The organism is Ligilactobacillus equi DSM 15833 = JCM 10991 (assembly GCF_001435735.1).
Lineage (GTDB): Bacteria > Bacillota > Bacilli > Lactobacillales > Lactobacillaceae > Ligilactobacillus > Ligilactobacillus equi.
Window position 1 is genome coordinate 1 of sequence record NZ_AZFH01000057.1, and the last position, 24,779, is coordinate 24,779.

Annotated in this window: 26 protein-coding genes and 2 tRNA genes; 18 read left to right on the forward strand and 10 right to left on the reverse strand. The window is 40.7% G+C overall.

Annotation, left to right across the window (positions count from 1 at the left end):
- Positions 1-114: 114 nt before the first annotated feature.
- The 8 genes from FC36_RS05330 to FC36_RS05365 all read left to right on the forward strand — a co-directional run bounded on the left by FC36_RS05330 (position 115) and on the right by FC36_RS05365 (position 5,221).
- Positions 115-187, forward strand: a tRNA-Glu gene (locus tag FC36_RS05330).
- A gap of 129 nt (positions 188-316) precedes the next feature.
- Positions 317-655, forward strand: a complete 339-nt coding sequence (locus tag FC36_RS05335; RefSeq protein WP_023858727.1) for a hypothetical protein — start codon at positions 317-319, stop codon at positions 653-655.
- Between the two features lie 77 nt (positions 656-732).
- A tRNA-Gln gene (locus tag FC36_RS05340) sits at positions 733-805 on the forward strand.
- A gap of 193 nt (positions 806-998) precedes the next feature.
- Positions 999-2,423, forward strand: a complete 1,425-nt coding sequence (locus FC36_RS05345; RefSeq protein ID WP_051527977.1) for an amino acid ABC transporter substrate-binding protein/permease — start codon at positions 999-1,001, stop codon at positions 2,421-2,423.
- Positions 2,423-3,163 carry an amino acid ABC transporter ATP-binding protein gene (locus FC36_RS05350; protein ID WP_023858729.1) on the forward strand — a complete coding sequence of 247 codons (741 nt, stop codon included), beginning with the start codon at positions 2,423-2,425 and terminating at the stop codon, positions 3,161-3,163. Before FC36_RS05345 ends, FC36_RS05350 begins: the two co-directional genes overlap by 1 nt.
- A 19-nt stretch (positions 3,164-3,182) precedes the next feature.
- The gene (locus tag FC36_RS05355) at positions 3,183-3,449 is read left to right on the forward strand and encodes a hypothetical protein (RefSeq protein ID WP_023858730.1); all 267 of its coding nucleotides are present in this window, start codon (positions 3,183-3,185) and stop codon (positions 3,447-3,449) included.
- Positions 3,442-4,218: a histidine phosphatase family protein gene (locus FC36_RS05360; protein ID WP_023858731.1), complete on the forward strand. Its 777-nt coding sequence runs from the start codon at positions 3,442-3,444 to the stop codon at positions 4,216-4,218. The genes FC36_RS05355 and FC36_RS05360 overlap by 8 nt, the downstream gene beginning before the upstream one ends.
- The gene (locus FC36_RS05365; protein WP_025020970.1) at positions 4,208-5,221 is read left to right on the forward strand and encodes a serine hydrolase domain-containing protein; all 1,014 of its coding nucleotides are present in this window, start codon (positions 4,208-4,210) and stop codon (positions 5,219-5,221) included. The genes FC36_RS05360 and FC36_RS05365 overlap by 11 nt, the downstream gene beginning before the upstream one ends.
- A 40-nt stretch (positions 5,222-5,261) precedes the next feature.
- Here the strand turns inward: FC36_RS05365 and FC36_RS05370 are convergent, their stop codons facing one another.
- Positions 5,262-5,978, reverse strand: coding sequence for a type 1 glutamine amidotransferase (locus tag FC36_RS05370; RefSeq protein ID WP_025020969.1), 717 nt, complete (start codon positions 5,976-5,978; stop codon positions 5,262-5,264).
- Positions 5,978-7,330: a Mur ligase family protein gene (locus tag FC36_RS05375; protein WP_056986754.1), complete on the reverse strand. Its 1,353-nt coding sequence runs from the start codon at positions 7,328-7,330 to the stop codon at positions 5,978-5,980. The genes FC36_RS05370 and FC36_RS05375 overlap by 1 nt, the downstream gene beginning before the upstream one ends.
- A 175-nt stretch (positions 7,331-7,505) precedes the next feature.
- Between FC36_RS05375 and FC36_RS05380 the strand changes: the two genes are divergently transcribed.
- The 5 genes from FC36_RS05380 (at position 7,506) to upp (ending at position 11,768) form a co-directional block, all read left to right on the forward strand.
- The gene (locus FC36_RS05380) at positions 7,506-8,093 is read left to right on the forward strand and encodes a thymidine kinase (RefSeq protein ID WP_025020968.1); all 588 of its coding nucleotides are present in this window, start codon (positions 7,506-7,508) and stop codon (positions 8,091-8,093) included.
- Between the two features lie 12 nt (positions 8,094-8,105).
- Entirely contained in the window at positions 8,106-9,191 is a 1,086-nt protein-coding gene (prfA, locus tag FC36_RS05385) for a peptide chain release factor 1 (RefSeq protein WP_056986755.1), read from the forward strand.
- Positions 9,184-10,035 (forward strand): peptide chain release factor N(5)-glutamine methyltransferase, encoded by an 852-nt coding sequence (prmC, locus tag FC36_RS05390; protein ID WP_023858737.1) that lies wholly within the window; start codon positions 9,184-9,186, stop codon positions 10,033-10,035. The genes prfA and prmC overlap by 8 nt, the downstream gene beginning before the upstream one ends.
- Positions 10,036-10,054: 19 nt before the next feature.
- Positions 10,055-11,077 (forward strand): L-threonylcarbamoyladenylate synthase, encoded by a 1,023-nt coding sequence (locus tag FC36_RS05395; RefSeq protein WP_025020967.1) that lies wholly within the window; start codon positions 10,055-10,057, stop codon positions 11,075-11,077.
- 61 nt (positions 11,078-11,138) lie between these two features.
- Positions 11,139-11,768, forward strand: a complete 630-nt coding sequence (upp, locus tag FC36_RS05400) for a uracil phosphoribosyltransferase (RefSeq protein ID WP_023858739.1) — start codon at positions 11,139-11,141, stop codon at positions 11,766-11,768.
- Positions 11,769-11,824: 56 nt separating this feature from the next.
- On the opposite strand, the gene FC36_RS05405 is transcribed toward upp, so the two are convergent.
- From FC36_RS05405 to FC36_RS05420, 4 genes are all read right to left on the reverse strand, one after another.
- A complete protein-coding gene (locus tag FC36_RS05405; RefSeq protein WP_025020966.1) occupies positions 11,825-12,115 on the reverse strand; it encodes a hypothetical protein in 291 nt (96 codons plus the stop codon).
- Between the two features lie 53 nt (positions 12,116-12,168).
- Positions 12,169-12,651 (reverse strand): universal stress protein, encoded by a 483-nt coding sequence (locus FC36_RS05410; protein WP_023858741.1) that lies wholly within the window; start codon positions 12,649-12,651, stop codon positions 12,169-12,171.
- An 85-nt stretch (positions 12,652-12,736) separates the two neighbouring features.
- Positions 12,737-13,027 carry a hypothetical protein gene (locus FC36_RS05415; RefSeq protein ID WP_025020965.1) on the reverse strand — a complete coding sequence of 97 codons (291 nt, stop codon included), beginning with the start codon at positions 13,025-13,027 and terminating at the stop codon, positions 12,737-12,739.
- Between the two features lie 289 nt (positions 13,028-13,316).
- A complete protein-coding gene (locus FC36_RS05420) occupies positions 13,317-14,600 on the reverse strand; it encodes a replication-associated recombination protein A (protein WP_023858743.1) in 1,284 nt (427 codons plus the stop codon).
- 83 nt (positions 14,601-14,683) lie between these two features.
- Here FC36_RS05420 and FC36_RS05425 point away from each other — a divergent pair, with 83 nt between their 5' ends.
- Both FC36_RS05425 and FC36_RS05430 read left to right on the forward strand, forming a co-directional pair.
- Positions 14,684-16,717, forward strand: a complete 2,034-nt coding sequence (locus FC36_RS05425; protein ID WP_025020964.1) for a hypothetical protein — start codon at positions 14,684-14,686, stop codon at positions 16,715-16,717.
- 86 nt (positions 16,718-16,803) lie between these two features.
- On the forward strand, positions 16,804-17,268 hold the full coding sequence (locus tag FC36_RS05430) for a MarR family winged helix-turn-helix transcriptional regulator (protein ID WP_025020963.1): 465 nt from the start codon (positions 16,804-16,806) through the stop codon (positions 17,266-17,268).
- 42 nt (positions 17,269-17,310) lie between these two features.
- Here the strand turns inward: FC36_RS05430 and FC36_RS05435 are convergent, their stop codons facing one another.
- The 3 genes from FC36_RS05435 to FC36_RS05445 form a co-directional block, all read right to left on the reverse strand.
- The gene (locus FC36_RS05435; protein WP_025020962.1) at positions 17,311-17,769 is read right to left on the reverse strand and encodes a YueI family protein; all 459 of its coding nucleotides are present in this window, start codon (positions 17,767-17,769) and stop codon (positions 17,311-17,313) included.
- Between the two features lie 92 nt (positions 17,770-17,861).
- Entirely contained in the window at positions 17,862-18,470 is a 609-nt protein-coding gene (gene rpsD / locus FC36_RS05440) for a 30S ribosomal protein S4 (RefSeq protein ID WP_025020961.1), read from the reverse strand.
- A 217-nt stretch (positions 18,471-18,687) separates the two neighbouring features.
- Entirely contained in the window at positions 18,688-19,137 is a 450-nt protein-coding gene (locus tag FC36_RS05445; RefSeq protein ID WP_025020960.1) for a GAF domain-containing protein, read from the reverse strand.
- 148 nt (positions 19,138-19,285) lie between these two features.
- Between FC36_RS05445 and FC36_RS05450 the strand changes: the two genes are divergently transcribed.
- From FC36_RS05450 to thiI, 3 genes are all read left to right on the forward strand, one after another.
- Entirely contained in the window at positions 19,286-21,019 is a 1,734-nt protein-coding gene (locus FC36_RS05450) for a septation ring formation regulator EzrA (protein ID WP_162257650.1), read from the forward strand.
- Between the two features lie 105 nt (positions 21,020-21,124).
- Complete coding sequence (locus FC36_RS05455) at positions 21,125-22,273, forward strand: cysteine desulfurase family protein (RefSeq protein ID WP_025020958.1); 1,149 nt, start codon at positions 21,125-21,127, stop codon at positions 22,271-22,273.
- Positions 22,274-22,291: 18 nt separating this feature from the next.
- A complete protein-coding gene (thiI, locus tag FC36_RS05460) occupies positions 22,292-23,509 on the forward strand; it encodes a tRNA uracil 4-sulfurtransferase ThiI (RefSeq protein WP_025020957.1) in 1,218 nt (405 codons plus the stop codon).
- A gap of 43 nt (positions 23,510-23,552) precedes the next feature.
- On the opposite strand, the gene mmuM is transcribed toward thiI, so the two are convergent.
- Entirely contained in the window at positions 23,553-24,473 is a 921-nt protein-coding gene (gene mmuM, locus FC36_RS05465) for a homocysteine S-methyltransferase (protein ID WP_025020956.1), read from the reverse strand.
- Positions 24,474-24,779 lie beyond the last annotated feature (306 nt).

Below are 24,779 nucleotides of genomic sequence, written 5' to 3' on the forward strand. Positions count from 1 at the left end.
CCTTTATGGGTTTTCTTGTCCACTTAAATGTTCAACTTATATTTTACAATCTGTCTAAAGTAAAAAATTTGACAAAAATTTGATTAGCGGTATAATAGTCTTGTACTTAATTAATGCCCGTTGGTCAAATTGGTTAAGACGTCGCCCTCTCAAGGCGGAGTTACGGGTTCGATCCCCGTACGGGTGATGTAGGTGGCTGGAAGAAGGTATTCTCCGGCTTTTTTAATTTTTTAATAAAGAGGCTTGCTAAATGCAATTAAGTTGGTATAATAGTGTAATTGTATAGAGTATTTTTGGGGCAAGGAAGTGAGAAAATATGTTAAGAAAAACCAAGACTTTTTTACGGGCAAATAAGGTGCCTTATGAAAAAGAGCATGTGAATCCTTTGATGGTTCCAGAAAAAAATTACGTTCTTAAGTTTGGTAAGAATGAAGCTGGTGAATACATTAACCGCTTCATCGTTGAACATACTTACACTTGGACTGGACGTATGAAAATTACTAATATTACATTACGTCTTCATGGGCAGGTTCATCCACGTGAGTTTAAGAATGAAGCTGAATTATTACGTTATCTTAAACGTCATGCTTACCGTTATGTGGAAGGCATGGAAAAGCCTAAGTCACGTAACCGGCATCATCACCATAAAAAATAATTGCTGAAAGTCCTTGACGTTTTTGTAAAACAGGATTAAACTAAAATAGTTGATTTAGTTCAATTATTTATAGTTTTTGGGCATTCGCCAAATTGGTAAGGCAGTGGACTCTGAATCCATAATTTACAGGTTCGAACCCTGTATGCCCAATCTGTTTTAAGCACCTAGTTAATGTGAGCTAGGTGCTTTTTGTTTTTTATAATGATAAAGACATACAGGTGATATTTGAGCAGATGTCGCATTTTCTAACATGATATGCTATAATAATATCATTATAAAAGATGGGAGGTTTTCTAACGTGAAAAGAAAACTCAATTTGAAAAAAATGCTAGCTTTACTAGCAATGGTAACGACAGTATTTTTTGCAGGATTACAGGTCTCCCAAATAGGAGTCGAAGCGACTAGCGAAAAAACGTATACAATTGCAACAGATGTTACTTTTCCACCATTTGTATATGCTGATGAAAATAATGAGTATGTGGGAATTGACATTTCCTTGATGAAGGAAATTGCTAAGGTAGAGGGTTTTAAAGTTAAGATTCAACCTGTCGGTTTTAATGCTGCTATCCAATCTGTACAATCAGGTCAAGTTGATGGAATGATTGCCGGAATGACGATTACTAATGATCGGAAAAAGACGTTTGATTTCTCAACGCCATACTATTCTTCAGGAATTGTAATGGCGGTTAAGCCGAACAGTTCAGTGAAAGGTTTAGATAACCTTAAGGGTAAGAAAGTTGCTGTAAAAACGGGGACGTCTGGAGCCGACTATGCTAACTCTATTAAGGACAAGTACGGTTTTAAAGTGGTTACTTTTGATGACTCCGATAATATGTACAATGATGTCAAAAGTGGCAATGCAGTCGCTTGTTTCGAAGATTCCGCTGTGTTAAGTTATGGAATTAAAACCGGTTTAGCTTTAAAAATTGTTACTAAGCCAACTGCAACTGGTAACTACGGTTTTGCCGTTAAAAAGGGGGCTAACCAAGAGTTATTAAGTAAGTTCAATGAAGGTTTGAAGAAACTTAAAGCTAATGGAACTTACGACAAAATTATTAAGCAATACACTGGTAGTGAGGCTATTTCCAAGCAAAAAGCCAATGCCACAGTCGACGAAACAACCTTAAGTGGAATTTTAAAGCAAAATAAGTCCGTCTTAATTAAAGGTTTAGGGCAAACTATTTACTTAACCATTGTGGGGGTAATTTTTGCCACCATCTTTGGTGTTTTAGTAGGGTTCTTAGGAGTTTTACCTAACGGTTTTGCTCGGGGCTTATCTGCGACAATTATTTATATTTTCCGTGGTCTACCACTGATTGTCCTGGCCTTGTTTATTTATAATGGGGTACCGAATCTAACAGGTAACAAAATTCCAGCCTTTGTGGCCGGGGTGATTACCTTAGCCTTGAACGAAGGAGCTTATATTGCCGCCTTTGTGAAAGGCGGAATTGAATCTGTCGATAAAGGACAAATGGAGGCCGCACGTTCTTTAGGTTTACCCTTTGGGAAGGCTATGCGGAAGGTTATCTTGCCACAAGGAATAAAACTGATGATTCCATCGTTTGTAAACCAGTTTATCATTACCTTGAAGGATACTTCTATTTTGTCAGTAATTGGACTTCTGGAATTAACACAAACAGGAAAAATTATCATTGCTCGTAATTTACAAGGCTTCACTGTTTGGGGTATTATCGCAGTAATTTATCTGATAATAATTACACTTTTAACCCTACTTTCTAAGATAGTTGAACGGAGGCTTAATCGCTAATGACACAATATAAAGTAAATGTAACCGGATTGAAGAAGAGTTACGGTTCTAATGTCGTTTTAAAAGATATTAACTTTAAAGTTGGTAATAATGAAGTGGTTGTACTAATCGGGCCGTCTGGCTCTGGGAAAAGTACTTTATTGCGATGCTTGAATAAGTTAGAAGAACCAACTGCCGGATCGATCATTATTGATGGTCAAGATATTAGTGATCCGCATACTAATTTGGATAAGGCTCGAGAAAATATTGGAATGGTTTTCCAACACTTTAACTTATTTAATAATATGTCCGTTGGGGAAAATATTATGTTAGCACCAGTGGAATTAAATAAGTTAAACCGTGAGGAAGCGAGGTTTGTTGCTGAAAGCTTATTGGAAACGGTGGGATTAGCAGATAAATTTGATGCCAAACCAGCCTCCTTGTCTGGAGGACAAAAGCAAAGAATTGCCATCGCACGAGCTTTGGCCATGAAGCCTGATATTATGCTTTTTGATGAGCCAACCAGTGCTTTAGACCCAGAAATGGTTGGTGATGTATTGGAAGTTATGAAGGAACTAGCTAAAGATGGGATGACAATGGTAGTTGTAACCCACGAAATGGGTTTTGCCAAAGAAGTAGCTGACCGTGTGGTTTTCATGGCTGATGGTTACGTAGTGGAAGAAGGTACGCCAGAAGAAGTTTTCGACCATCCACAACATGAAAGAACTAAGTCCTTCTTAGAAAAAGTAATCAACGTTTAAAGGAATCGGGTGATAATTAATGGTTAAAGTGATTCTAGTTATGCATGATTTAGAAAATGATGACTATTATAAAATGAATAAAACCTCCTTCGAAAGTATGCCGCAAGTTGGACAATATATCTACAATAATGATGGTTTAGCCTATATTGTCGAAGAAATTGTCTATTTTGCAGGTTATGTTTCCAGTAAGGGCGCCATTGCTACTTTAACCGTCCATCCTGCAGATGAAAATGAACCAGCCAGTTATCTCTATGGTTTAAATATTGAACGGGATTTAGATGATTGAGAAAAAGCGGGAAGAATTAATCTTTCCGGTTTTTTTAGTAAAAATTTTTGGTACAATAGGAATAGAATTTCAAGTAAAGTTGGTGATTAAGATGGTAGTCCATTTCTATCTTGTACGACATGGTCAAACAAAACTTAACCGTTCTCGCCGCCTACAAGGGGTTACGAACTCACCTCTCACAAAAAAAGGGGTGCGGATGGCCAAACGTTTGGGCAATGAACTAAAAGATCTTAAATTTGAAGCCGTGTATACTAGCGATTTAAAGCGTACCCAAGAAACCGCACGTTTTATTATTGAAGAAAATACCACTTGGCAGCCAACAATTTATACGGATCCGGATTTAAGGGAAATCAGCTTTGGTCGCTTTGAAGAAGCTCAAAGTTGGAAAGTTGCACCTAAACTTTTGAAAAAGTTAGGCTTTCGCAAAATTATTCAAGCTTTTTTGAATCAAGAGCATGTAGCAGAGCTAACGGAGCTTTTCCAAAATATGGATGAAACAGAATTAATTGAAGATTCTGACCACCTCAACCAAAGAATGCGCCGAGCTTTAACTAATATAGGTAACTATTACCAAAAGCGAGGTGGAGGCAATGTTCTAATCGTGACTCATGGTTTGATTTTATCAAGCTTTGTGGAAAGCCTTCAGGGAGATGTCCCTATGTTTCTATTGGATAATGCCCGTGCTAGTCGGATTGATTATCATGAAGATGGGCATTTTGAGATTATCTTTATCAACAAGCGAAAGCCGGAGGATCCAAATGTTAAATGAAAAACTATCCCAAACGTTGCATGGCTGGGTCAGAGAGGAAGTTGTTCCTGGCGTATCTTATGCTTATTTGAAGGCTGGTCAAATGCAAAGTGAAGTTTTTGGCTACAGCCAAATTTTTCCGGCCAAGGAAATTTTACAGCCAGAAATGCTTTATGATTTAGCTTCACTGACTAAGGTGGTAGGTACCACCACGGTAATCATGCATTTGGTGGAAACTAAGCAAGTTCAAATTGATGACCCAGTAGCTCAATACTTACCCAAGTTTAAGGATAAAAGGGTTACCTTGCGCCACTTATTGACACATACTTCGGCGCTAACCGGTTATATTCAAAATCGTGATGAATTATCTGCGCCAGATTTATTGAACGCTTTATATACCTTAGAAGTTGGTTCTTGGTTTGAAGAAAAGGTGGTTTATGCTGATATTGGCTTGATTTTACTTGGTCAAATTATCGAGGCTGTCTATAATCAACCTGTACAAACGGTAATTCAAGAAAAAGTCTTGACACCTTTAGGGATGAATACGGCGACTTTTACACCTCCCCCAGCTTTAACGGTTCCTACCGAACTTTCGCCCAAACGGGGCTTAATTCGTGGCCAGGTCCATGACCCTAAGGCCTTTACCTTAGGCCGGCATTGTGGCTCAGCTGGTTTATTTGCCACTCTAACAGATTTGGTCAAGTTTAGCCAATGGTTTCTGACTGGGAAAAACTATGGCCCGGGCCCAGTCCCAATTAGCCCAACTACCATTGCTAGTTTTTATCAGGATTGGACTCCCAATGGTAAATTGGGGCGTTCCCTTGGCTGGGATTTACGTTTTCGTGCAGATGGTCGACCTGCGCTTTATCATACAGGCTTTACGGGAACATTTTTATTTTTAGATCAAGTTAGTCAAGAAGCCTTGATTGTCCTGACTAATCGGATTCATCCTCAAAGTAGGAATGAACGTTTCTTATTAGCTCGGGATGCTTTAATCCAAGAATTTTTTGTAAACAGTAAATAACCCTTAAGTTGTTAAGACTTAAGGGTTATTTTAGTCGAAATTAAAAACCAGCAATGGCATCGTCGTCCCAGTGAGCAATTTGGTCAATGTTAGCCACTTGGTCGGGATATTTACGTTTGAGGGCGGTAATTAGAATCCGTTTGGCCAAATTGTGGTTGCGGGCTAAGACAGGTCCATGGAAGTAAGAACAGAAAGTATTTTTGTAAATTGCACCTTCGGAACCGTCTTGGTTATTATTACCGTGGCCAGAAAGGACCTTACCTAAAGGTCGTTCATTTTTCCCGAGCCAGGTAACCCCATTATGGTTTTCGAAACCTTTATAGATTTCGCCGGTTTCTTCATTTTGAATTTCAATGTCGCCGATAAAACGGCTATTAACTTGGCTTTCAGTATAGTGGGGTAGAGCCCCAATCCCTTCAATACGTTTCCCGTTGGCACCGATGTAGTATTGACCTAATAATTGGAAGCCTCCACAAATTGCGAGGACAGGACCGTCATTTTCAATAAAGGCAGTTAAGGCCGTCTTTTTTTCTTGGATATCGACAGAGACGATTTCTTGTTCGAAGTCTTGCCCCCCACCAAAGAGGACAAAGTCAAATTTTTGGTCGTCAAAGTCTTGACCGATAGAAATGATTTCGGAAGTAATGTCGACTCCGATTTGTTGGGCATAGTAGCGTAAAACTAAAATATTGCCCAAGTCACCATAGGTATTCATTAAATTACCGTAGAGGTGAGCGATGTGTAGTGCATAAGTCATTAGTCCATTCCTCCTTGAATGTAGCCTTGTTCTGCCAAAAGCTTTCGTAATTGTAAGACAGCGGTATAAGTAGCGAGAACATAAATGTGCTTGGTAGGCATGTTTTTAAGTTGGGCTACGGCTTCTTTAAGGTCTTCTTTAATGATTAACTTTTCTGTCGGTACCCCAGCTACTTTCATTCTGAAAGTAATATCCCGGTAGCGTTCGCCCCCGGTCATGAAGGCAGGAATCTTGGCAAAAGGTAATTCTTCGAAGCGGGCATCCCAAATCCAACTCGTATCCACCCCGTCAGCATAGTTGGCATTTAAAAGCGTGGCTAAGCTAAATTCTTGATCATCAGTTTTAATCATCTCAAGTACTTGGTCTAAACCAACTGGGTTTTTTACCAAGACCAAGGTTACTTCCTTGTCGTCTAAAGCGATAACTTCTTGGCGCCCAAAGACTTTTTGATCGTTATCACTCAAGGCCTGGGCCAAAGCCGAACCATCAATGTCAAAGAAACGTCCGACGGCATACGCCGCTAAAGCATTGTAGATGTTGTAAGTTCCTCCGATATGAAGATTAACTTGGTGACCGTCAATCTTAAAGGTTGATGATTGAGGCGTTTGCTTTAAAAGAGCATCGACTTTGATATCTAAAGTCGGACGTTTGAAGTTACAGTGGGGACAGAAGTATTTGCCTAGGTTACTGTAAGTTAGGCTTTGATAGCGTAAGATATGTTGACATTTAGGGCACAGCAACCCATCAGTATTAGCTGGCGCATCTTGAGCTTGGTCAGCTTGGTAATCAAAGCCGTAGTAAAGCTTAGGATTGGGGAGGTCAACACTGTTAAAAATTGGGGCGTCGCCGTTGGCGATAATCGTCGCTTTGGGGTATTTACGAATTCCTTTAAGAATTTTTTCGTAAGTGGTGTAAATTTCTCCGTAACGGTCCATTTGGTCGCGAAAAAGATTGGTTAAAACAAAGGCCTTGGGTTCCAAATGTTCACAGATAATAGGGACATTAGCCTCGTCAGTTTCTAGAACAGCCAGGCGTTTTTTACTTTTACCAATTTTTTGGTCAGTGATAAAAGCTCCAACAATTCCTTGTTTCATATTAGAGCCACTGGGGTTGGTTAAGATGTGGTTGTATTTGGCTTTTAGGGCTTTTACAGTTAAAGCTGTGGTTAAGGTCTTCCCGTTGGTCCCGGTAATGACGACCACTTCGTAATCCTTAGCCAAAACTTGTAAAATACCTGGATCCAAAGATAGCGCAATTTTTCCTGGTAGTGAGGTACCACCATTTCTAAATGTGTGTAAAAACCAGTGCGCACTTTTAGCAGTGGCAATGGCGAGAGAGCTTTTTAAAGTCATGCTGTCACCTGTTTTTCTAAAATCTTGCTACTCAAATTTTAGCATACTTGACTTTAAAAGTAAGCATCTGATGCTTAGATTAAATGCTTTTCGGGAAATTTAAAGTTTTGCTTAATGAAATTTGAGTAGAAATAGGATATACTAAATAGGAAAGACTATTTTAGGAGTGGAGAATGTGGCACAGCTTTTTTTTCGTTACGGTGCGATGAATAGTGGTAAGACCATCGAAATTTTAAAGGTGGCCCACAATTACGAGGAACAAGATAAAGAAGTTATTATTATGACTAGTGGCTTGGATAATCGCGATGAAGTTGGTTATGTTTCCAGTCGGATTGGGATGCGTCGGAAAGCCCATCCTATTTTTGCAGAAAGTAACCTCTATACAATGGTCCAAGAAATCAATTCACAGGCGGCTTGTCTTTTGATTGATGAAGCACAATTTTTACAAAAGCATCATGTCTTAGAATTGACTCGAATTGTGGATGAATTAGGGATTCCGGTCATGACTTTTGGGCTTAAAAATGACTTCATGAATGAGTTATTTGAGGGCTCGAAATACTTATTGTTGTATGCGGATAAGATTGAAGAAATGAAGACTATTTGCTGGTTTTGTCACAAAAAGGCAACTATGAATTTACGGATGCACGATGGTAAACCGGTTTATACCGGGGAACAAATTATGATCGGAGGCAATGAAGCCTACTATCCTGTTTGCCGGAAGCATTATGTCAATCCAGATTTAGCAATGATAGAAAAAAAATAATAGGAGACAAGAATGGATAAATTATTCGATCGGTTACAAATGCTCGCAGACCGCTATGAAGAATTGGGTGAATTATTGTCTGACCCAGATGTGATTAGTGATACCAAGCGTTTTACAGACTTATCAAAAGAAATGGCAGACTTACGTGAAACGGTAGAAAAATACGAACGTTTCAAGCAAGTAAACCAAACAATTGAAGATGATGAAGAAATGTTATCAATGGGACTTGATGACGATGAGATGGCTGAAATGGTTAAGATGGAATTAGCCGAAGCCAAGGATGAAAAGGTCGCTTTGGAAGATGAAATTAAAATTTTACTCTTACCTAAGGATCCTAATGATGATAAAAACATTATTATGGAAATCCGGGGGGCTGCCGGTGGAGATGAAGCCAGTTTATTTGCTGGGGACCTCTTCAACATGTACTCCAAGTATGCTGAACGTCAAGGCTGGTCAATCGAAGTTATCGACCAAACGACGACGGACGTTGGTGGCTTTAAGGAAATTGCCCTCATGATTAACGGGAAAAATGTTTACTCCAAACTTAAGTATGAAAGTGGTGCGCACCGGGTACAGCGGGTGCCCGCTACCGAATCAGCTGGGCGGGTTCACACTTCAACGGCTACTGTAGTAGTTATGCCGGAAGCTGAAGATGTGGAAATTGAAATTGATCCAAAAGACATTCGGGTTGATGTTTACCGGGCTTCTGGTGCCGGTGGCCAGCACATTAACAAGACTTCATCAGCTGTGCGGATGACCCACTTACCAACGGGGATTGTGGTAGCTATGCAAGATCAACGTTCTCAACAACAAAACCGTGAAAAGGCCATGAAAATTTTGAAAGCGCGGGTTTATGATCACTATGCTTCCCAAGAACAAAATGCTTACGATGAAAATCGGAAGTCAGCGGTAGGTACTGGAGACCGTTCTGAACGAATTCGGACTTACAACTACCCACAAAACCGGGTGACTGACCACCGCATTGGTCTATCCTTAAACAAGTTGGACCGAGTGATGAATGGTGAACTTGATGATGTGATTGATGCATTAGTTTTATATGACCAAACAAAGGCTTTAGAGGAAATGCAAAATGCCTAAGGCAACGGTTTTTGAAGCCCAGCAATGGGCTTTTTCTTTTATTCAAGATCAACCCGCTGCAGATCAAGACGGGGTGAAGTTGCTCTTGCGGACCATGTTAGGTTACAATCCAACTCAATATTTGATGAATTTACGCACGGAGCTTACCCCAAAACAGTACCAAGCTTTTAAAGCGGCGGTAACCAAGTATGCTCAAGGTTATCCAGTCCAATATATTTTGGGCCAAGCCGACTTTTTTGGTTTAACGCTCAAGGTAACGGCAGATACTTTGATTCCGCGGGTCGAAACCCAAGATTTAGTAGAATTAATTTTGAGTCAACATTCTGAGTCACAGCTTAAAGTAGCTGACATTGGGACGGGAACGGGGGCTATCGGACTAGCCTTGAAAGCCAATCGCCCAGACTGGCAGGTAACTTTGACTGATCTTAGTCCGCAAACACTGGCGGTGGCCCAAGAAAATGCCCGGAATTTAAACTTAGATGTTATTGCGAAACCAGGAGATTTGCTCGCACCTTTAGTTGGTCAAAAATATCATCTTCTAGTCTCTAATCCGCCTTATATTGCTGAAGAAGAAGAATCAGTCATGGATCAGTCTGTGATAGATTATGAGCCGCATTTAGCTTTATTTGCGGAGGATGGAGGCTTGGCTATTTATAAACGGTTGGCGCAAGAATTAACTTTGGATTTACTAGAGCCACAAGCTCATTTATATTTAGAAATTGGCTATCAACAAGGCCCTGCAGTCAAAGCACTGTTTGAAGCACATTTTCCCCAGGCTAAAGTCGAAATTTATCAGGACTTGGCGGGAAAAGACCGCATGATTGAAGTGGCCTTTAACAATTAGAAAGAAAGAGGAAATCACGGTGTTAATTACCAAAATTTATCAGCCTGATCAAATTCAAGCCGCAGCGAAAGAATTACAACTAGGTGAATTAGTGGCTTTTCCCACTGAAACTGTTTATGGTTTAGGAGCAGATGCCACCAATCAACAAGCCGTTAAGCGCGTTTATCTGGCGAAGGGGCGACCTTCGGATAATCCTTTGATTGTTACGGTGGCTAACCAAGCTATGGTTGAACGTTTCACGGGTCCTTTGTCTGGTTTAGCTCAAAAGATTATCCGCCAATTTTGGCCCGGACCGTTGACCTTAATTTTTAAAATTAAGGAAGGTTCTTTGCCTGAAGCAGTAACTGGGGGACTTAAAACCGCAGCCTTTCGTATGCCTGCCAACCAAGTTACCCGCGACTTGATTGCGGCGGTGGGGAATCCTTTGGTAGGCCCGTCAGCAAATTCCTCCGGTAAACCGAGTCCGACAACCGCCCAACACGTCTTCCATGATTTAGAAGGACGGATTGCTGGAATTGTCGATGATGGTCCCACCCAGTTGGGGGTCGAATCCACAATCCTCGATTTAAGTGTTGAAACACCGACGGTTCTACGGCCAGGAGGCGTGAGTGTCGAGGAACTGGAAGCCTTTTTGGGTCAAGAAATTATTTCAGATAAGCATAAGGTAGGGCAAAAGGAAACACCCAAGGCCCCTGGAATGAAATATAAACACTATGCACCAAGCGCGCAGGTCTTGATGGTGAAGACGGGCGATTGGCCGGAAGCCTTAGCTTGGGCTCAAACTAAATCAAAAGCAGTCGCTATTTTAGCTGACCAAAATATCATTACAACACCTGGACTACAGGTTTATGATTTGGGTTCAGATGTAGCAGCAGCCAGTCACGCTTTATTTGCGGGCCTTCGTCATTTTGACCAAGATCAAGAAATTAAGTACATCTTAGCACAAACTTATTCCCAAGACGGTTTAGGGGCGGCTTACATGAACCGACTTAATAAGTCCGCCGGAGAACAATATTTCTCAAAAACTTTAAATTTGGACTAGGAAAATAGAACGTTTTCAAGTAAAATATAATCAATGAACATTTTGAGGAGGAGTTTTTACCATGGGTAAATTTACAGTTTTAGATCACCCTTTAATCCAACACAAGTTAACCATTATTCGGGACAAAAATTGTGGGACGCGCGAATTTCGACAATGTGTTAATGAAATTGCCGAGTTAATGGCTTATGAAGTTTCACGTGAGATGCCTCTTGAAGATGTCGAAATTGAAACACCAATGGGAAAGGCTGTAACTAAGCGCTTAGCAGGTAAAAAAGTAGTCGTGGTACCTATCTTGCGAGCAGGTTTAGGGATGGTTGATGGAATTTTAGAATTAATTCCTGCCGCTAAAGTCGGGCACATTGGGATGTATCGTGATGAAACTACCATGCAACCACATGAATATTTCGTGAAGATGCCTGACGGTTTGGAAGAACGGGAAATGTTTATTGTCGACCCAATGTTAGCGACCGGCGGTTCTGCTGTTATGGCCGTTGATGCTTTAAAGAAGCGAGGCGCACGTTCTATTAAGTTTGTTTGTTTAGTAGCTGCTCCAGAAGGGGTCAAGGTCTTACAAGAAGCCCACCCTGATATTGATATCTACGCGGCAGCTTTAGATGACCACTTAGATGAAAATTCCTACATTGTTCCTGGTCTCGGGGATGCCGGTGACCGTTTATTCGGGACAAAATAATTTAATGAAAACGAGAAAACCAGCTGAGAAAAATCCCAGCTGGTTTTTTAGTTGGCCTAAATTTTTTTAGTTATAGAGACCTTAAAGCCTTTAGCAGAACCATCAAGAATAGATAAAATTACATTGATAACTTTGAGGTTGTACTTAATAATTAGACGGGTGAGGCGTAGGGAAAGTTCCATACTGAGCCCGAAAACACAGAGGCCTAGGCCAAGCGAATTTCCTAGAGCTTCGATACCGCGTTTACGGATAACCTCAATGAAGGCAAGGTCTTGTTTGCTTTCTTTAAGATAGCGGGCAAAATTATAGGCATCTTGGTACATAGCTTGCTCTAATTTTTGACGCATGTTAATCCCTCCATAATGGGTAAAAAGCCTACGCATTGGTAGACTTTTTGAAATTATTTATGCTTTTTCTTTGTGACTGGTTTATTGTCTTCATCCGTCCGGACTACTAAGACATCACATGCCGCCGTCCGTGTTACATATTCAGTTACAGAACCAATCAAGAGGCGTTCAACCGCATTTAAACCAGTGGCCCCAATCATGATGAGGTCGATACCTTCTTCTTCAGGAAGATCTTTAGCAATCACAGCTTTGGGAGCGCCATATTCAACAGAAAAGTCAATATTTTTAACACCGGCTTCGTTGGCTTCCTTAACATAACCTTCCATAGTCTTCTTAGCGGTTTCGGTTACTTCTTCAACCATAGCTGTATCGAAGCTAGAGATATTTTGGAAAGCTCGAGTGTCAACCACGTGTACTAGGCGAATTTGTGTGTCATCACCGTTACGCTTAGCTACATCGATGGCTTTTTTGAAAGTCAATTCTGATTCGAAAGAACCGTCAACAGGCACGAGAATTTTTTTGTATCTTTGTAACATAGGTATCACCCTTTCTTTATTTCACCTTTATTGTACGCTAAATTAGACATAAATGAAAGTGAAAACCGTTACATTTGACAAAAATTTAAAATTTTGAATAGACCAGCATTAAAAGTGATAAGGCAGCAATCGCAAAAGAATCAATAATCATGAGTAAGACCGCAGGTAAAACAGCTTGAAGGAGCGTAGCAATTAAGGTTGCTAACCCCATCAAGATTAAAAAGATTCCATAATATTGTAAAATTTTAGCTAAGCTCGGAGTAGAGGTGGGAGCTAAAAGCCAAAAGTCACGGTTGCGGTGAGACCACATAAAGTAGCCAATGAAGATTACAATGGCCGCAAAAGCTAGTAATAAGATAAAGGGGGCAATTTTCACAATAAAGAACTCCTCGTAATAAATAAAATATAAAAGGCAGGGACAAACCCTGCCTTAATCCGGTGGTGCCGTTAATCACCCAAGTAGTTGCACCCGCTCTCGATAAGAGATCAGCTCGCAACTGTCCGTCAGTTTCTAGCGCAAGCTATCACATTAAGGCAGTAATCTTGAAGCAACTAAATTAAAAGTGTTCGGTCAACCATACGTAAAGGGTAACGCGTACACCTCAGATTTCATAGATTATACTAGCACAGAAAAAATTAAAGTACAAGCAAGGTATCTTAAAAATCTATGATTTCTTTTTGCCTTGAGCTTTAAATAAGCGCCAATATTGCTCTTTAAAGGCTTTTTCATAGCGACCGTTTTCTTTGGGATTGTAATAAGAAACATTGCGAAGGTTGTGGGGTAAGTAATCTTGTTTGATCCAGTCATGGGGATAAGCATGCGGATAAAGATATTCGGTACCGTGACCGAGTTCTGCAGCGCCTGCGTAATGACTGTCACGTAAGTGTTTTGGAACTTCATGGGCCTTACCTTGATTGACATCATCCATGGCTTTATCAATGGCGACGATGGCCGAGTTCGACTTGGGAGAAAGGCACAGTTCAATGACTGCATTGGCCAAAGGAATCCGCGCTTCGGGCATTCCGAGTTTTTCTGCGGCTTGGACGGCTTGGACGGTGCGACTAGCAGCCGGTGGGTTGGCGAGACCAATGTCTTCATAGGCAATTGTCAGTAAGCGCCGATTCACCGAAATCATATCACCCGCCAAAAGGAGGCGAGCCAGGTAGTGGAGGGCGGCATCCGTATCGGATCCGCGAATGGATTTTTGGAAGGCCGAGATGACATCATAGTGGGCGTCACCATCTTTATCAGCAGCGAAGGCCTTTTTTTGGAGACATTCACTAATGACGTCTGTATCTAGATGGATAATACCAGTTTCATCCGCTTCTGTCGATAATACGGCTAGTTCCAAGGCGTTCAAGGCCGACCGTAAGTCTCCGTTGGTGGCGGAAGCCAGGTGATTTCCAGCAGCATCGGTCAGATCAATTTGATAGTTACCCAGGCCGTGTTCTTTGTCAGCTAAGGCTCGTTGGATAGCTTGCTTAATCTCGGTTTCTTTGAGTGGATAAACCGGGAAAATTTGGGTCCGACTTCGGATGGCAGGATTAATGGCGATATAAGGATTTTCCGTTGTAGCACCGATTAGAATGATCCGGCCACTTTCTAAGTGGGGTAAGAGGTAGTCTTGTTTGGGCTTGGTAAGCCGGTGAATTTCATCTAAAAGTAAAATCACAGTTCCAGAAAACTTAGCTTCTTCGACCACTTGTTCCAACTGCTTTTTGGAGTCGGTGGCGGCGTTTAAGGTGCGTAAGGCGAATTTCGTGGCTCCTGAAATTGCCGAAGCAATCGAGGTTTTCCCGGTACCTGGTGGACCGTATAAAATTAATGAAGACAATCGGTTAGCTTTAACCATGCGGTTCAAAATTTTACCTGGACCCACTAAGTGGCTTTGACCGACTACATCTTCTAAACGGTGAGGGCGCATACGATAAGCGAGTGGTTCTTGCATAAGGATTCCTTTCTATTGTGTAATCACAAATATTATAGCATATGATATAATTGAAGTATTAAAATTGCAGCGAGGTTAGCATTTTGAAATTAGATGAAATTGGGAAACAGATTGAAGCCAGTCAAATGACGGAAGTTTTGCAGACTTTACGTTTCCAAGTAAAACGAAGCTTTGCGCTACTTGATAAACAAGGTCAAGTTAACCAAAGTGCTGAATTTAAAAACCAATATCTTGAAATTAAAAAAGGTCAGGTGACCTTGACGAGTCGTCCCCAACAAGACTTAGCGGGACTAAACCTGGATATGGCGCTTCAAAGTCAAGCTTTAAAACAAGTTTTACCTAGTGGCTATTATCCTTGGCCTTGGTCATCAAGTCCTATCGTACGGGGAGTGGACGCCAAAAATCAAATTTTTATCCAATTACCAGAAGAATTGTTGTTGAATCTTTATTCAGAAAAATTTGTCCAAAGTAAAGTTGCGTATACCGATTTTCGCAATCAAGTTTACTTGAAATTAGCCCGACAATTTATTAATTATCAATGGGTTTTGACCTACTTTTTTGGAGCGACACCTTTTAAATGGGAAGAAATGGTGGCGGAAGCCAAAGTTTCACCAGTCCGCTCGCATCGGACTAGTTTAAATGCTGTGGAATTGAAGGAAGCTAACATCATAGATTACCGTGATTTAGCTAAATATCAAGCTATTCAAAATACAGGAGTTGATTTTGTTAGTTTAATGACTGAAGAATTGGCTGACCAAACCCGTGTGATTTCCGGCTTACAATTAAACCAGATTGATTTAGCCCCCCAAACGGATTTTGGACAAACCAAGGAACTCTTACCGCTCATTAATGTCATGGCTGGGTATTTCTTGATGACTACGGGACCTGAGATGGCGAACTTACGCGCAACTTTAACGGCAGCTCGGCAAAAAAATCAAATTATAGCCCAAGAAAATCCTTTTGCCCAAAGTCAATTTGCTACCGAATTACGGCAGTTTCTTGATGAATTAGGGCGTTTTGCTAAAAATTACCGCTACAATGACTTTAGCAATGTTATGACAGTCTTAAAACAAAGATTGGATAAACCTGAAGAAACCTTAGCGGCCCGTTCATTGCGGCAAAATCAAGGGATGAGTGTCCTGGCAACAAGTTTAGCTAATTTAGATTATCGTACAACGGAGATTAAATTAAAAACTCTTAGCCATAACAGTCTCTTACTATTACAAAGAGCAGTGGTTAAGGGCTTAGACTATCAAGTGATAGCTCCAGAAGCTGATATTATTGAAATTGCTGGTCACTTAATTGACCATGGAATTTCACAAAGCCAAAATAGTTTGCTTTATAGTCGGCTTTGGGCCCAAAAACAAACGGCTAAGAAGCTAGCTCAAGCAGCAGGAGTTACAACCTCGAGTGCATGGGTGGTAAAAAATAACCATGATTTAAGTCAGCTTTGGCCACTTTTGCAAACTAAGGGTTTGGTCTTGAAACCAGCGGGTGAGATTAGCTCTAACCAAAATCGGGTTTTCCGGATGCCACCTACGAGTGGCGAACTCAAAATAGCCTTGGGACGTCTACAAAAGGACAGTAAAGAAGTCTTGATTGAACAAGTGGTAGCGGGCTCTAACTACCGCGCCTTAATTATTGCGGGGAAACTGGTTTCTTTAATTGAAAGGTTACCTTTACGTGTAGTTGGTGATGGTCGCACGCCATTAGCTGATTTGTTAGTTCGTAAGAATATCAAGTTGGGCCAAATTGAAAAAGAAACATTGAAATCTCAAGGTATTCGTTTGACCGATGTAATTAGTCGCGGGATTGAAGTCCTCTTACGCTATGATGCAAGTAGCCAAACGGGGATGCAAAGTTATGAATCCTTAACTGAAATGGATGCTTCCTACCGACCGGTGATTGAAAACTTAGCGGCGAAGTTAGGGATGGTTGAAGGTGCGCTGGATTTAGTGATTCCTAATATTTATCAAGTCTATGATGCCCAAAAAGACAACCAACTTGTTTTCTTATCAGCTCACTGTTATCCAGAGTTAGCTTTCCACCAAAAGACGGTCTTCGGTGACCAAGATATAGTGACCGAGATTTTCCGCTTATGGAATTTATCTCATTAAAAAATAGATAAATTATTATAACTACTATTAAAAAAGACGAAAGTATACTATAATGGTGGTAGATTATACAGAAAGTGGGAAAGACTTTGATTGATCACAGACCTGATCGCCTGGAAGATGAATTGTGTTTTGCCATCTATACAGCACAAAAAAACTACAATAGATTTTACTCTGAATCGCTCCGGCCTTTCAAGTTAACTTATTCCCAATATATTGTACTCTTGGTATTATGGGAAGAGTCACGAACGATGATTATTAAGGAATTAGGTACCCGCCTCGGACTTGATACTGGAACCTTAACGCCACTTTTACGCCGTATGGAAAATGACGGTTGGTTGACGCGTGAGCGCGATACTGTTGATGGGCGTAAAGTGTTCATTTCATTGACTGCTAAAGGGCGTTTGATGGAAGAAAAAGTGAAGGATTCGGTCCAATCATGCTTTAGTCATATGGACATGAATGAAGCCGAATACGTGGAAAATGTGGTGAAGTTACAAGCGATTGCCGCTGATTTAGCTCAAAATAATACCCGTTTAAGCGAAAGGAACTAAACTTAAAAAACGCTAGGATTTGTTGTCCTAGCGTTTTTGAGTTTATGAAAATAATTTTTGCCAAAAAGATTTTTTCTTTTGCGCATATTCTTCGTTAGTTAAGTTAGATGTATGAGGATGAAGCGCAGTGATATCAACGATATCTTGGTGGAGAGCTTCATTTTTACTAGCGAAAACGACTGCTAAATCATCAGGTTGATAAATTTGACCGCTCGTGGCAGTAAAGCGAGTTTCGATACCTTGTTCTTTCCCCAAGACTAAGAGTTCTTGCAAACTAGTTTGGGGTACGTCCCCAGAAACTAAAAGAATATATTTGGGGTGGGCGGTCATTTCAAGTTTCAGAGCCTGTAAATTTTGTGGGTCTTTTAATTCCTCGAAGGTGAGCGTTGCTTGCACCCGTTCGCGAAAAGTACCGAGAAATTTCTTTTGTTCGGCAGCTTTAATTTTTGGGGTGCCATAAATGCCGTTGTTGAGACGGTCTTGTAATTGATCATCAGACATATTTTTTCACTCCTTACCCCCATTATACCGAAAGTAGGCGTCATATACAAAAAAAGAAGCCTCCATAGGAGACTTCCCAAACAACAAGGGTATTATAACTTGTTGTAGTATTCAACGATAAGAGCTTCGTCGATGTTTGCGTCTAATTCATCACGTTGTGGTAAACGAACTAATGAACCTTCCATTGTGTTTTCATCAAATGAAACAAATGTAGCGCGACCAACAACAGCTTCTAACGCTTCTTTAACAATCTTCAAGTCTTTTGAACGTTCACGTAAAGAAATAACTTGGCCTGGTGTAACTTCGTATGAAGGAATGTCAACACGCTTGCCATCAACAGTGATGTGACCGTGGTTAACTAATTGACGTGCTTGACGACGAGTAGTTGCTAAACCTAAACGGTAAACAACGTTGTCCAAACGACGTTCTAATAAAATCATGAAGTTTTCACCGTGCTTACCTTCGCGAATCTTACCAGCCTTTTTGAAAAGGTTAGCAAATTGGCGTTCTGAAACACCGTAAGTCATACGAAGCTTTTGCTTTTCTTGCAATTGCAAACCGTATTCTGATAATTTACGACGGTTGTTTTGACCGTGTTGACCTGGTGCGTAAGGACGACGAGCTAATTCTTTACCTGTACCTGAAAGGGAGATGCCTAAACGACGTGAAACCTTCCAGCTAGGACCTGTATAACGAGACATTAAAAGTTCCTCCAATAAATTAAATATTTTTTCTTGGAGTAAAATAATCATTGTAGATTTAGTATTCGTGCAGTTGCTTTTGCGCGTTCACCCTTGCAGCCGAAGGGGTACTAGACGAACCAAAAAGGCAAACAACTGTTGACGAGCTTACCATCTACCGCTGCATTATTTTACACGCTTCTGAGCATAACAAGGATCTTTGCCTTTGTCAAGCCTTTTAGAGGTGTTGTAATAAAGTTGCCACAAATTCTTCCAAGAGGGCTTGATCTTCAGTAGAGAAGCGGTCAAGACTTGGAGAATCGATATCCAAGACCCCGATTTTTTGGCCGTCTTTGGTTAAAGGTAAGACAATTTCGGAGTTACTTGCTGAGTCACAAGCAATATGACCGGCAAATTCATGGACGTTAGGCACCCGCAAAACTTCTTGCTTGGCTAAGGCAGTCCCACATACCCCTGAACCGGATTGGATGTGCATGCAGGCAACCTTACCTTGGAAAGGGCCTAAGGTTAATTGACTTTCATCGCCATTGGTTAGGTAAAAACCGACCCAGTTAATATCATCTAAAGTGTCATTTAAAAGAGCAGAAGCATTAGCTAGGTTAGCTACCAAATCTGTTTCTTCAAAAAGTAAAGCGTCTAATTGTTGACTAAGTAAAGATTGTGCCATGAAAATTCCTCCAAAATCTTTTTAATTAAGGTATCTAATGATATAATTAAAATGATTATAATAAAAAAGCTTACTAAATACAAATAAGTTTTCGAAATAAGGTCGAAATACAAACGACAAAATTATGGGAAAAGGAATGAGTTGGGAAATGACAATCACAATAATAATTGCGGTTTTGTTGATTTTGGTGGCCGTATATGCCGGTATGTTTTATGTGCGAAAATCAACCTTAAATTTAGCTCAAAGTTTAGAAGACCAAGTCCAAGAACTCTTGGGTGATAGCTTAGGGGCGCAAGTTGAAGAATTACGCGAACTTAATTTAACAGGGGAAAGTCTCGAAAACTACGAACGTATTGCGCAAAGATACCGTGAAGTAGTGAATGGCAAATTCCCCGATATTCAAATGTTGATTGAAGAAGTGCGAGCTAGTTTACCTAAGTATCATTTAATAGCTGCTCGGCAAAATCTTAAAGCTGCTCAAGATAGTTTCTTGGAAGCTAAGGAAGTTTACCAAGGGGTTTTAGATTCCGTCAATGCCATGCAAGGTAAGATGGAGCAACATCGGCAAAAAAAAGCTAACTTGAAGCAACGCTACAAGGACATTCGCAAGATATTACTAACAAAGAACTTTTCTTTTGGACCTGCCATGCCTAAGTTAGAGGAGCTGTTTGCTGAAATCAACAAAGAATTTACCAATTATGGGGATTTGATGGAACAAGGTGACTATGGTCAAGCTGATCAATCACTTCAAGAATTAGAAAACCAAACTGCTAGCATCGATAAATTATTAGAAGTCATTCCACCTTTATACCGGAACCTACATAACGTTTTTCCCGAACAATTAAAGGAAATTAAGGCTGGTTACCTCCAACTAAAGAAGGATGGCTACAATTTTTTAAGTGAAATTGACCAAGAAGTAGGGAAGTTGGAAACTAAAGTCCAAGAAGAAAAGCAGTTTTTAACAGACTTACAAGTTACTGAAGCCCAGGACACGGATAAGACGATTCGTGAAAGTATCGAGGACCTCTACAAGCAAATTGAAACCGAATATGCCGCACGTCACAAGGTGGAAAAGCGCAAGTCCAAATGGGGTGAGTTTATCCGTCATGCCGAAAAACAAGAAAAACAACTTTTGCTAGACCTGGATCGTATCGGGCAACACTATGAATTAACCCATGACGAAGTTGAACGGGCGCGTGATTTGGATACTAAGTTGCACATTATTCGCAAAAATTATACTCAAGCCTTGACGGAAATTGAAATGGAAACCGCGGTTTATAGTCGTTTAGAAAACCAGCAAAATGACGATTTTGATGCCTTAAAGCAAATAGAAGAAGAACAAGGTAAAATTCACGCAGATATTTCTGCATTAGTGGTGGATGAAAAGAAGGCCTGGGATGGTTTAGCTGGTTTCCAAGGTGAAATTCACGAAATCAAGCGTCAAACTATGAGCAAGCACTTACCAGGTTATCCCCAATCTTATTATGAAAAGTTAGATTATATAGAAAACTTGGTGAACGCCTTAATGGAAGAAATGAATCATGTCAAGATTGATATGAGTGTGATTACGACACAAATGTTGGAAACCGAAAACGAAATGCGGACCTTCCAGAAGGAAAGAAAGGAAATGTATCAAGCCGCAGTTATGGCCGAAAACTTGATTCAATACGGGAACCGTTACCGAGATCGTTATCCACATGTTAAGGAAGCTTCCCAAAGAGCGACGGAACTTTTTACGCGAGACTTTGAATATGTCCAAGCCGTCGATGTCATGGCCGAAGCCTTAGAAAAAGTAGAACCTGGTCTCTTTGAAAGAATTGCGACTAAGTATTTATCTAAAGAAGAAGCTACCGAATTGATGAAGAGGGATAAAGCTAAATAGGTTAGTGAAGAAAAAGATTAGTTTCCCAACTAGTCTTTTTCTTGTTTATTTCAATAAAACTTGTTATTATTTGTAAGTGAAATTTAAAAAGAGGGTTCAGTAAATATGATATATTTCGATAACAGTGCGACGACACAAGTTTCACCAGAAGCTTTACAAACTTATACAACTGTTAGTCAACAAATCTGGGGTAACCCATCTTCACTCCACAATTTGGGTGAAAAAGCAGATAACTTACTAAATCAAGCGCGGGCGCAAATTGCCTCCCTCTTAAAGGTACAAGCTGACGAGATTTACTTTACTAGCGGAGGAACCGAAGGGGATAACTGGGCAATTAAAGGTACAGCCTATGAGAAAGTGCAGTTCGGTAAACACTTAATTACCAGTGAAGTGGAACACCCTGCCGTTTTAAATACTATGGCCCAATTAGAAAAACAAGGTTTTGAGGTAACTTACCTTCCTGTGGACAAAAAGGGGCAAGTTAACCCGGCAGATTTAAAAGCTGCCTTGCGACAAGATACGATTTTGGTGTCGGTAATGGCGGTTAACAATGAAATCGGGGCTATTCAACCCATTGCGGACTTAGCCGAAGTCTTAACGGATTATCCTAAGGTTCACTTCCATGTCGATGCGGTCCAAGCTTTAGGTAAGGGTTTAGGTGAAATGTTAATTCATCCGCGCATTGACCTTATGACTTTTTCAGGACATAAATTCCACGCACCACGAGGGATTGGTTTTATGTATAAGAAACGTGGCCGTATGATTGCACCGCTCTTAGCGGGCGGAGGTCAAGAGAAAAATCTTCGCAGTGGAACTGAAAACGTTCCTGCTATTGCGGCCATGGCCAAGGCGATGCGTCTTTTATTGACGGGTGAGGAAGCTCACGTGGCTAACCAACAAGCCATCCGTAAAATGATTTATGATCATGTAACACAATTTGATAAAGTTACAATGTTTTCGGGCTTAGACCAGGGATTTGCACCGCACATTTTGTGCTTTACCATTGATGGGGTACGAGGTGAAACGATTGTGCATGCCTTTGAAAGTCATGACATTTATATTTCCACTACGAGTGCCTGCTCATCCAAGAAGGGGACGATTTCCGGAACTTTAAATGCGATGCATATTCCGGAAAAGGTTGCGACTTCGGCAGTACGGGTGTCGCTTGATGAAAACAATACTTTAGCCGAAGCGAAAAATTTTATTCAGGTCTTTGACCAGCTCTATGAAAAATTCTTAAAGATTAACTCTTAAAATTGAAAGGAAAAAAGAATGCAATACACTGAAATTATGGTGCGTTATGGGGAATTATCCACTAAGGGAAAGAACCGTAAAAGCTTTATCGACCGTTTGGATCACAATGTCCGACAAGCACTCCACAATTTTGACAACCTAGTCATCAAGGCTTCTCGTGATCGCATGCACATCCAATTAAATGGTGAAGATTCTGACTTGGTTATGGAACAACTAAGCAAGGTCTTTGGAATTCAAAACTTTTCGCCTTCGATTAAGGTAGATAAGAGTCTAGAAGCGGTTCAAGCGATGGCTATTGAGATGATGAAGGAAATTTATCAAGAAGGCATGACTTTTAAGGTTAATACTCGGCGGCAAGACCATGACTTTGCTTATGATACTAATGAAATGAACATGGAAGTCGGGGGGGCTATCTTAGAAGCGATTCCTGATTTGAAAGTTCAAATGAAAGATCCAGACATAACCTTGCGCGTAGAAGTACGCTTGAACGGGATTTTTCTTTCTTATAAAAAAATCGATGGGGCTGGTGGTTTACCAGTCGGTACTGCAGGTAAAGGGATGTTGATGTTATCAGGAGGGATTGACTCACCGGTTGCCGGCTACCTAGCAATGAAGCGGGGGGTAGACATTGAAATGGTCCACTTCTTTAGCCCACCATACACGAGCCAACAAGCCTTGAATAAGGCGAAGGCTTTAACAGAAAAGTTAACGCCATACGTGGGGCGGATTCGATTCATTCAAGTACCGTTTACCGAAATTCAAGAAACAGTTAAGGAACAATTACCTTCCGGTTACTTGATGACCGTGCAACGACGCTTCATGTTGCGTTTAACGGCTGAGATTGCTAAGCGCCGTCATGGTCTAGCAATTTTTAATGGTGAAGCTTTAGGTCAGGTGGCGTCTCAAACGATGGAAAGTATGGCAGCGATTAATGATGTCACCACAATGCCGATGATTCGTCCAGTGGTATCTATGGATAAGAATGAAATCATTAAGATTGCCCAAGATATTGATACTTTTGACTTATCCGTGATGCCATTTGAAGACTGTTGTACGATTTTTGCTCCCCCATCTCCTAAGACCAAGCCACGCTTAGATAAGGCGCGCGAATATGAAGCTCGCTTAGATGTAGATGGCTTAATGCAAAGAGCCTTAGATGGCATTGAAATTTCTGAAATTAAGGTCGGCGATGAATTCATGAATGATCAAGCCGAAGCCTTTGCAGAATTATTATAATAAAAAGAGGATTTCTCACGGAAATCCTCTTTTTGACATTAGCTTATTTTTTGGCTAGGAAATTAGCAATTTCTGCAATATTAGCGGGCATGGTTGTGCAACAGCCCCCAATTAAACGAGCTCCAGCTTGATACCATTTAGGAAATTCTGAGTGAAAGTCTAAAGCGCCGGCTTGCGTGGTCCAAGTCTTAGTTTCAGGATCGTATTGAGCTCCGGAATTTGGGTAGACTACGATAGGTTCTTGGCTAGAGTACTTGAGAACACGAATGGCGTCTGGTACGACTTCCAAGTTAGTGCAGTTAACTCCGATAGCAAAGACTTGTTGGTAACGGTCAACTTCTTCGACCGAAAAACTTAAGGCGGTACCGTCACTAATGGTTTGACTGTCTTTCAAGGAAAAGCTCACAAAGACTGGAATTTTCGGATAGGAGTGTTGTAGTTCGGCTAAAAGGGCCAAGACCTCCCCCAACTTAGGTTGGGTTTCGATGGCTAGGCAATCGACGCCTTCTGCCATAATAGCTTGGAGGCGAGGATTATGGAAGGCCTGTAACTCATAAGGGGCGCGTGTGTAGTTGCCGGTGTATTCGCTACCATCGGCGAGGTAAGCCCCATAAGGGCCGATGGAACCAGCTACATAAGCATGACGACCAGAAATTTTTTCGTAGTCATCACGAGCTTTTTTGGCAATACGTACCGCTTTTTTGATAAGTTCAAGAGCTTCTTTTTCAGAATAGCCTTCTTTAACAAAAGCTTGAACATTAGCTTGGTAAGTATTAGTAGTGATAATATCAGCTCCAGCTTGGAGGTAGTCCATATGAACTTGGTAGATTAAATCTTCGTGATCAATTAGGGCTTGGGCGGTCCATAATGGATTATTAGTTTTAGCCCCTAAGGCTTCTAAAGGTGTAGACATTGAACCATCTAAAGTTAGGGGGCGATTTTTAATTGCTTCAGTAATTGTCATGAAAAAGTCCCTCATTTTTTCTGATTTACTTTTATTGTAAAGCTAAGAGGTTCTAGGTGCAATTATTAAAAGAACTTTTCTCTTTTTTAGATTCGAATAAAGCGTATATATTTATGAAGTGAGAAATTTATTAATGAACATTTAGTTTTTAAACCATATCAATAAATTTGGCATCAGTCCTTAAAAGCTAGAGCTAACGAGGGCTGATTTTATTTTATCACAGGGGCAAGAAGACTCCCGAACTTTGTTTGGGTGATGAATTGCCCCATATTTAGACCCGAAAGGGTCTTTTTTCGTTGAAGTAAT

What these genes read in the sequence shown, in the direction of transcription:
- FC36_RS05335 (WP_023858727.1), top strand. Translation starts at nt 317, where the DNA reads ATGTTAAGAAAAACCAAGACTTTTTTACGGGCAAATAAGGTGCCTTAT.
- FC36_RS05345 (WP_051527977.1), top strand. Translation starts at nt 999, where the DNA reads ATGGTAACGACAGTATTTTTTGCAGGATTACAGGTCTCCCAAATAGGA.
- FC36_RS05350 (WP_023858729.1), top strand. Translation starts at nt 2,423, where the DNA reads ATGACACAATATAAAGTAAATGTAACCGGATTGAAGAAGAGTTACGGT.
- FC36_RS05355 (WP_023858730.1), top strand. Translation starts at nt 3,183, where the DNA reads ATGGTTAAAGTGATTCTAGTTATGCATGATTTAGAAAATGATGACTAT.
- FC36_RS05360 (WP_023858731.1), top strand. Translation starts at nt 3,442, where the DNA reads ATGATTGAGAAAAAGCGGGAAGAATTAATCTTTCCGGTTTTTTTAGTA.
- FC36_RS05365 (WP_025020970.1), top strand. Translation starts at nt 4,208, where the DNA reads ATGTTAAATGAAAAACTATCCCAAACGTTGCATGGCTGGGTCAGAGAG.
- FC36_RS05370 (WP_025020969.1), bottom strand. Translation starts at nt 5,978, where the DNA reads ATGACTTATGCACTACACATCGCTCACCTCTACGGTAATTTAATGAAT.
- FC36_RS05375 (WP_056986754.1), bottom strand. Translation starts at nt 7,330, where the DNA reads ATGACTTTAAAAAGCTCTCTCGCCATTGCCACTGCTAAAAGTGCGCAC.
- prfA (WP_056986755.1), top strand. Translation starts at nt 8,106, where the DNA reads ATGGATAAATTATTCGATCGGTTACAAATGCTCGCAGACCGCTATGAA.
- prmC (WP_023858737.1), top strand. Translation starts at nt 9,184, where the DNA reads ATGCCTAAGGCAACGGTTTTTGAAGCCCAGCAATGGGCTTTTTCTTTT.
- upp (WP_023858739.1), top strand. Translation starts at nt 11,139, where the DNA reads ATGGGTAAATTTACAGTTTTAGATCACCCTTTAATCCAACACAAGTTA.
- FC36_RS05405 (WP_025020966.1), bottom strand. Translation starts at nt 12,115, where the DNA reads ATGCGTCAAAAATTAGAGCAAGCTATGTACCAAGATGCCTATAATTTT.
- FC36_RS05410 (WP_023858741.1), bottom strand. Translation starts at nt 12,651, where the DNA reads ATGTTACAAAGATACAAAAAAATTCTCGTGCCTGTTGACGGTTCTTTC.
- FC36_RS05420 (WP_023858743.1), bottom strand. Translation starts at nt 14,600, where the DNA reads ATGCAAGAACCACTCGCTTATCGTATGCGCCCTCACCGTTTAGAAGAT.
- FC36_RS05435 (WP_025020962.1), bottom strand. Translation starts at nt 17,769, where the DNA reads ATGTCTGATGATCAATTACAAGACCGTCTCAACAACGGCATTTATGGC.
- rpsD (WP_025020961.1), bottom strand. Translation starts at nt 18,470, where the DNA reads ATGTCTCGTTATACAGGTCCTAGCTGGAAGGTTTCACGTCGTTTAGGC.
- FC36_RS05445 (WP_025020960.1), bottom strand. Translation starts at nt 19,137, where the DNA reads ATGGCACAATCTTTACTTAGTCAACAATTAGACGCTTTACTTTTTGAA.
- FC36_RS05450 (WP_162257650.1), top strand. Translation starts at nt 19,286, where the DNA reads ATGACAATCACAATAATAATTGCGGTTTTGTTGATTTTGGTGGCCGTA.
- FC36_RS05455 (WP_025020958.1), top strand. Translation starts at nt 21,125, where the DNA reads ATGATATATTTCGATAACAGTGCGACGACACAAGTTTCACCAGAAGCT.
- thiI (WP_025020957.1), top strand. Translation starts at nt 22,292, where the DNA reads ATGCAATACACTGAAATTATGGTGCGTTATGGGGAATTATCCACTAAG.
- mmuM (WP_025020956.1), bottom strand. Translation starts at nt 24,473, where the DNA reads ATGACAATTACTGAAGCAATTAAAAATCGCCCCCTAACTTTAGATGGT.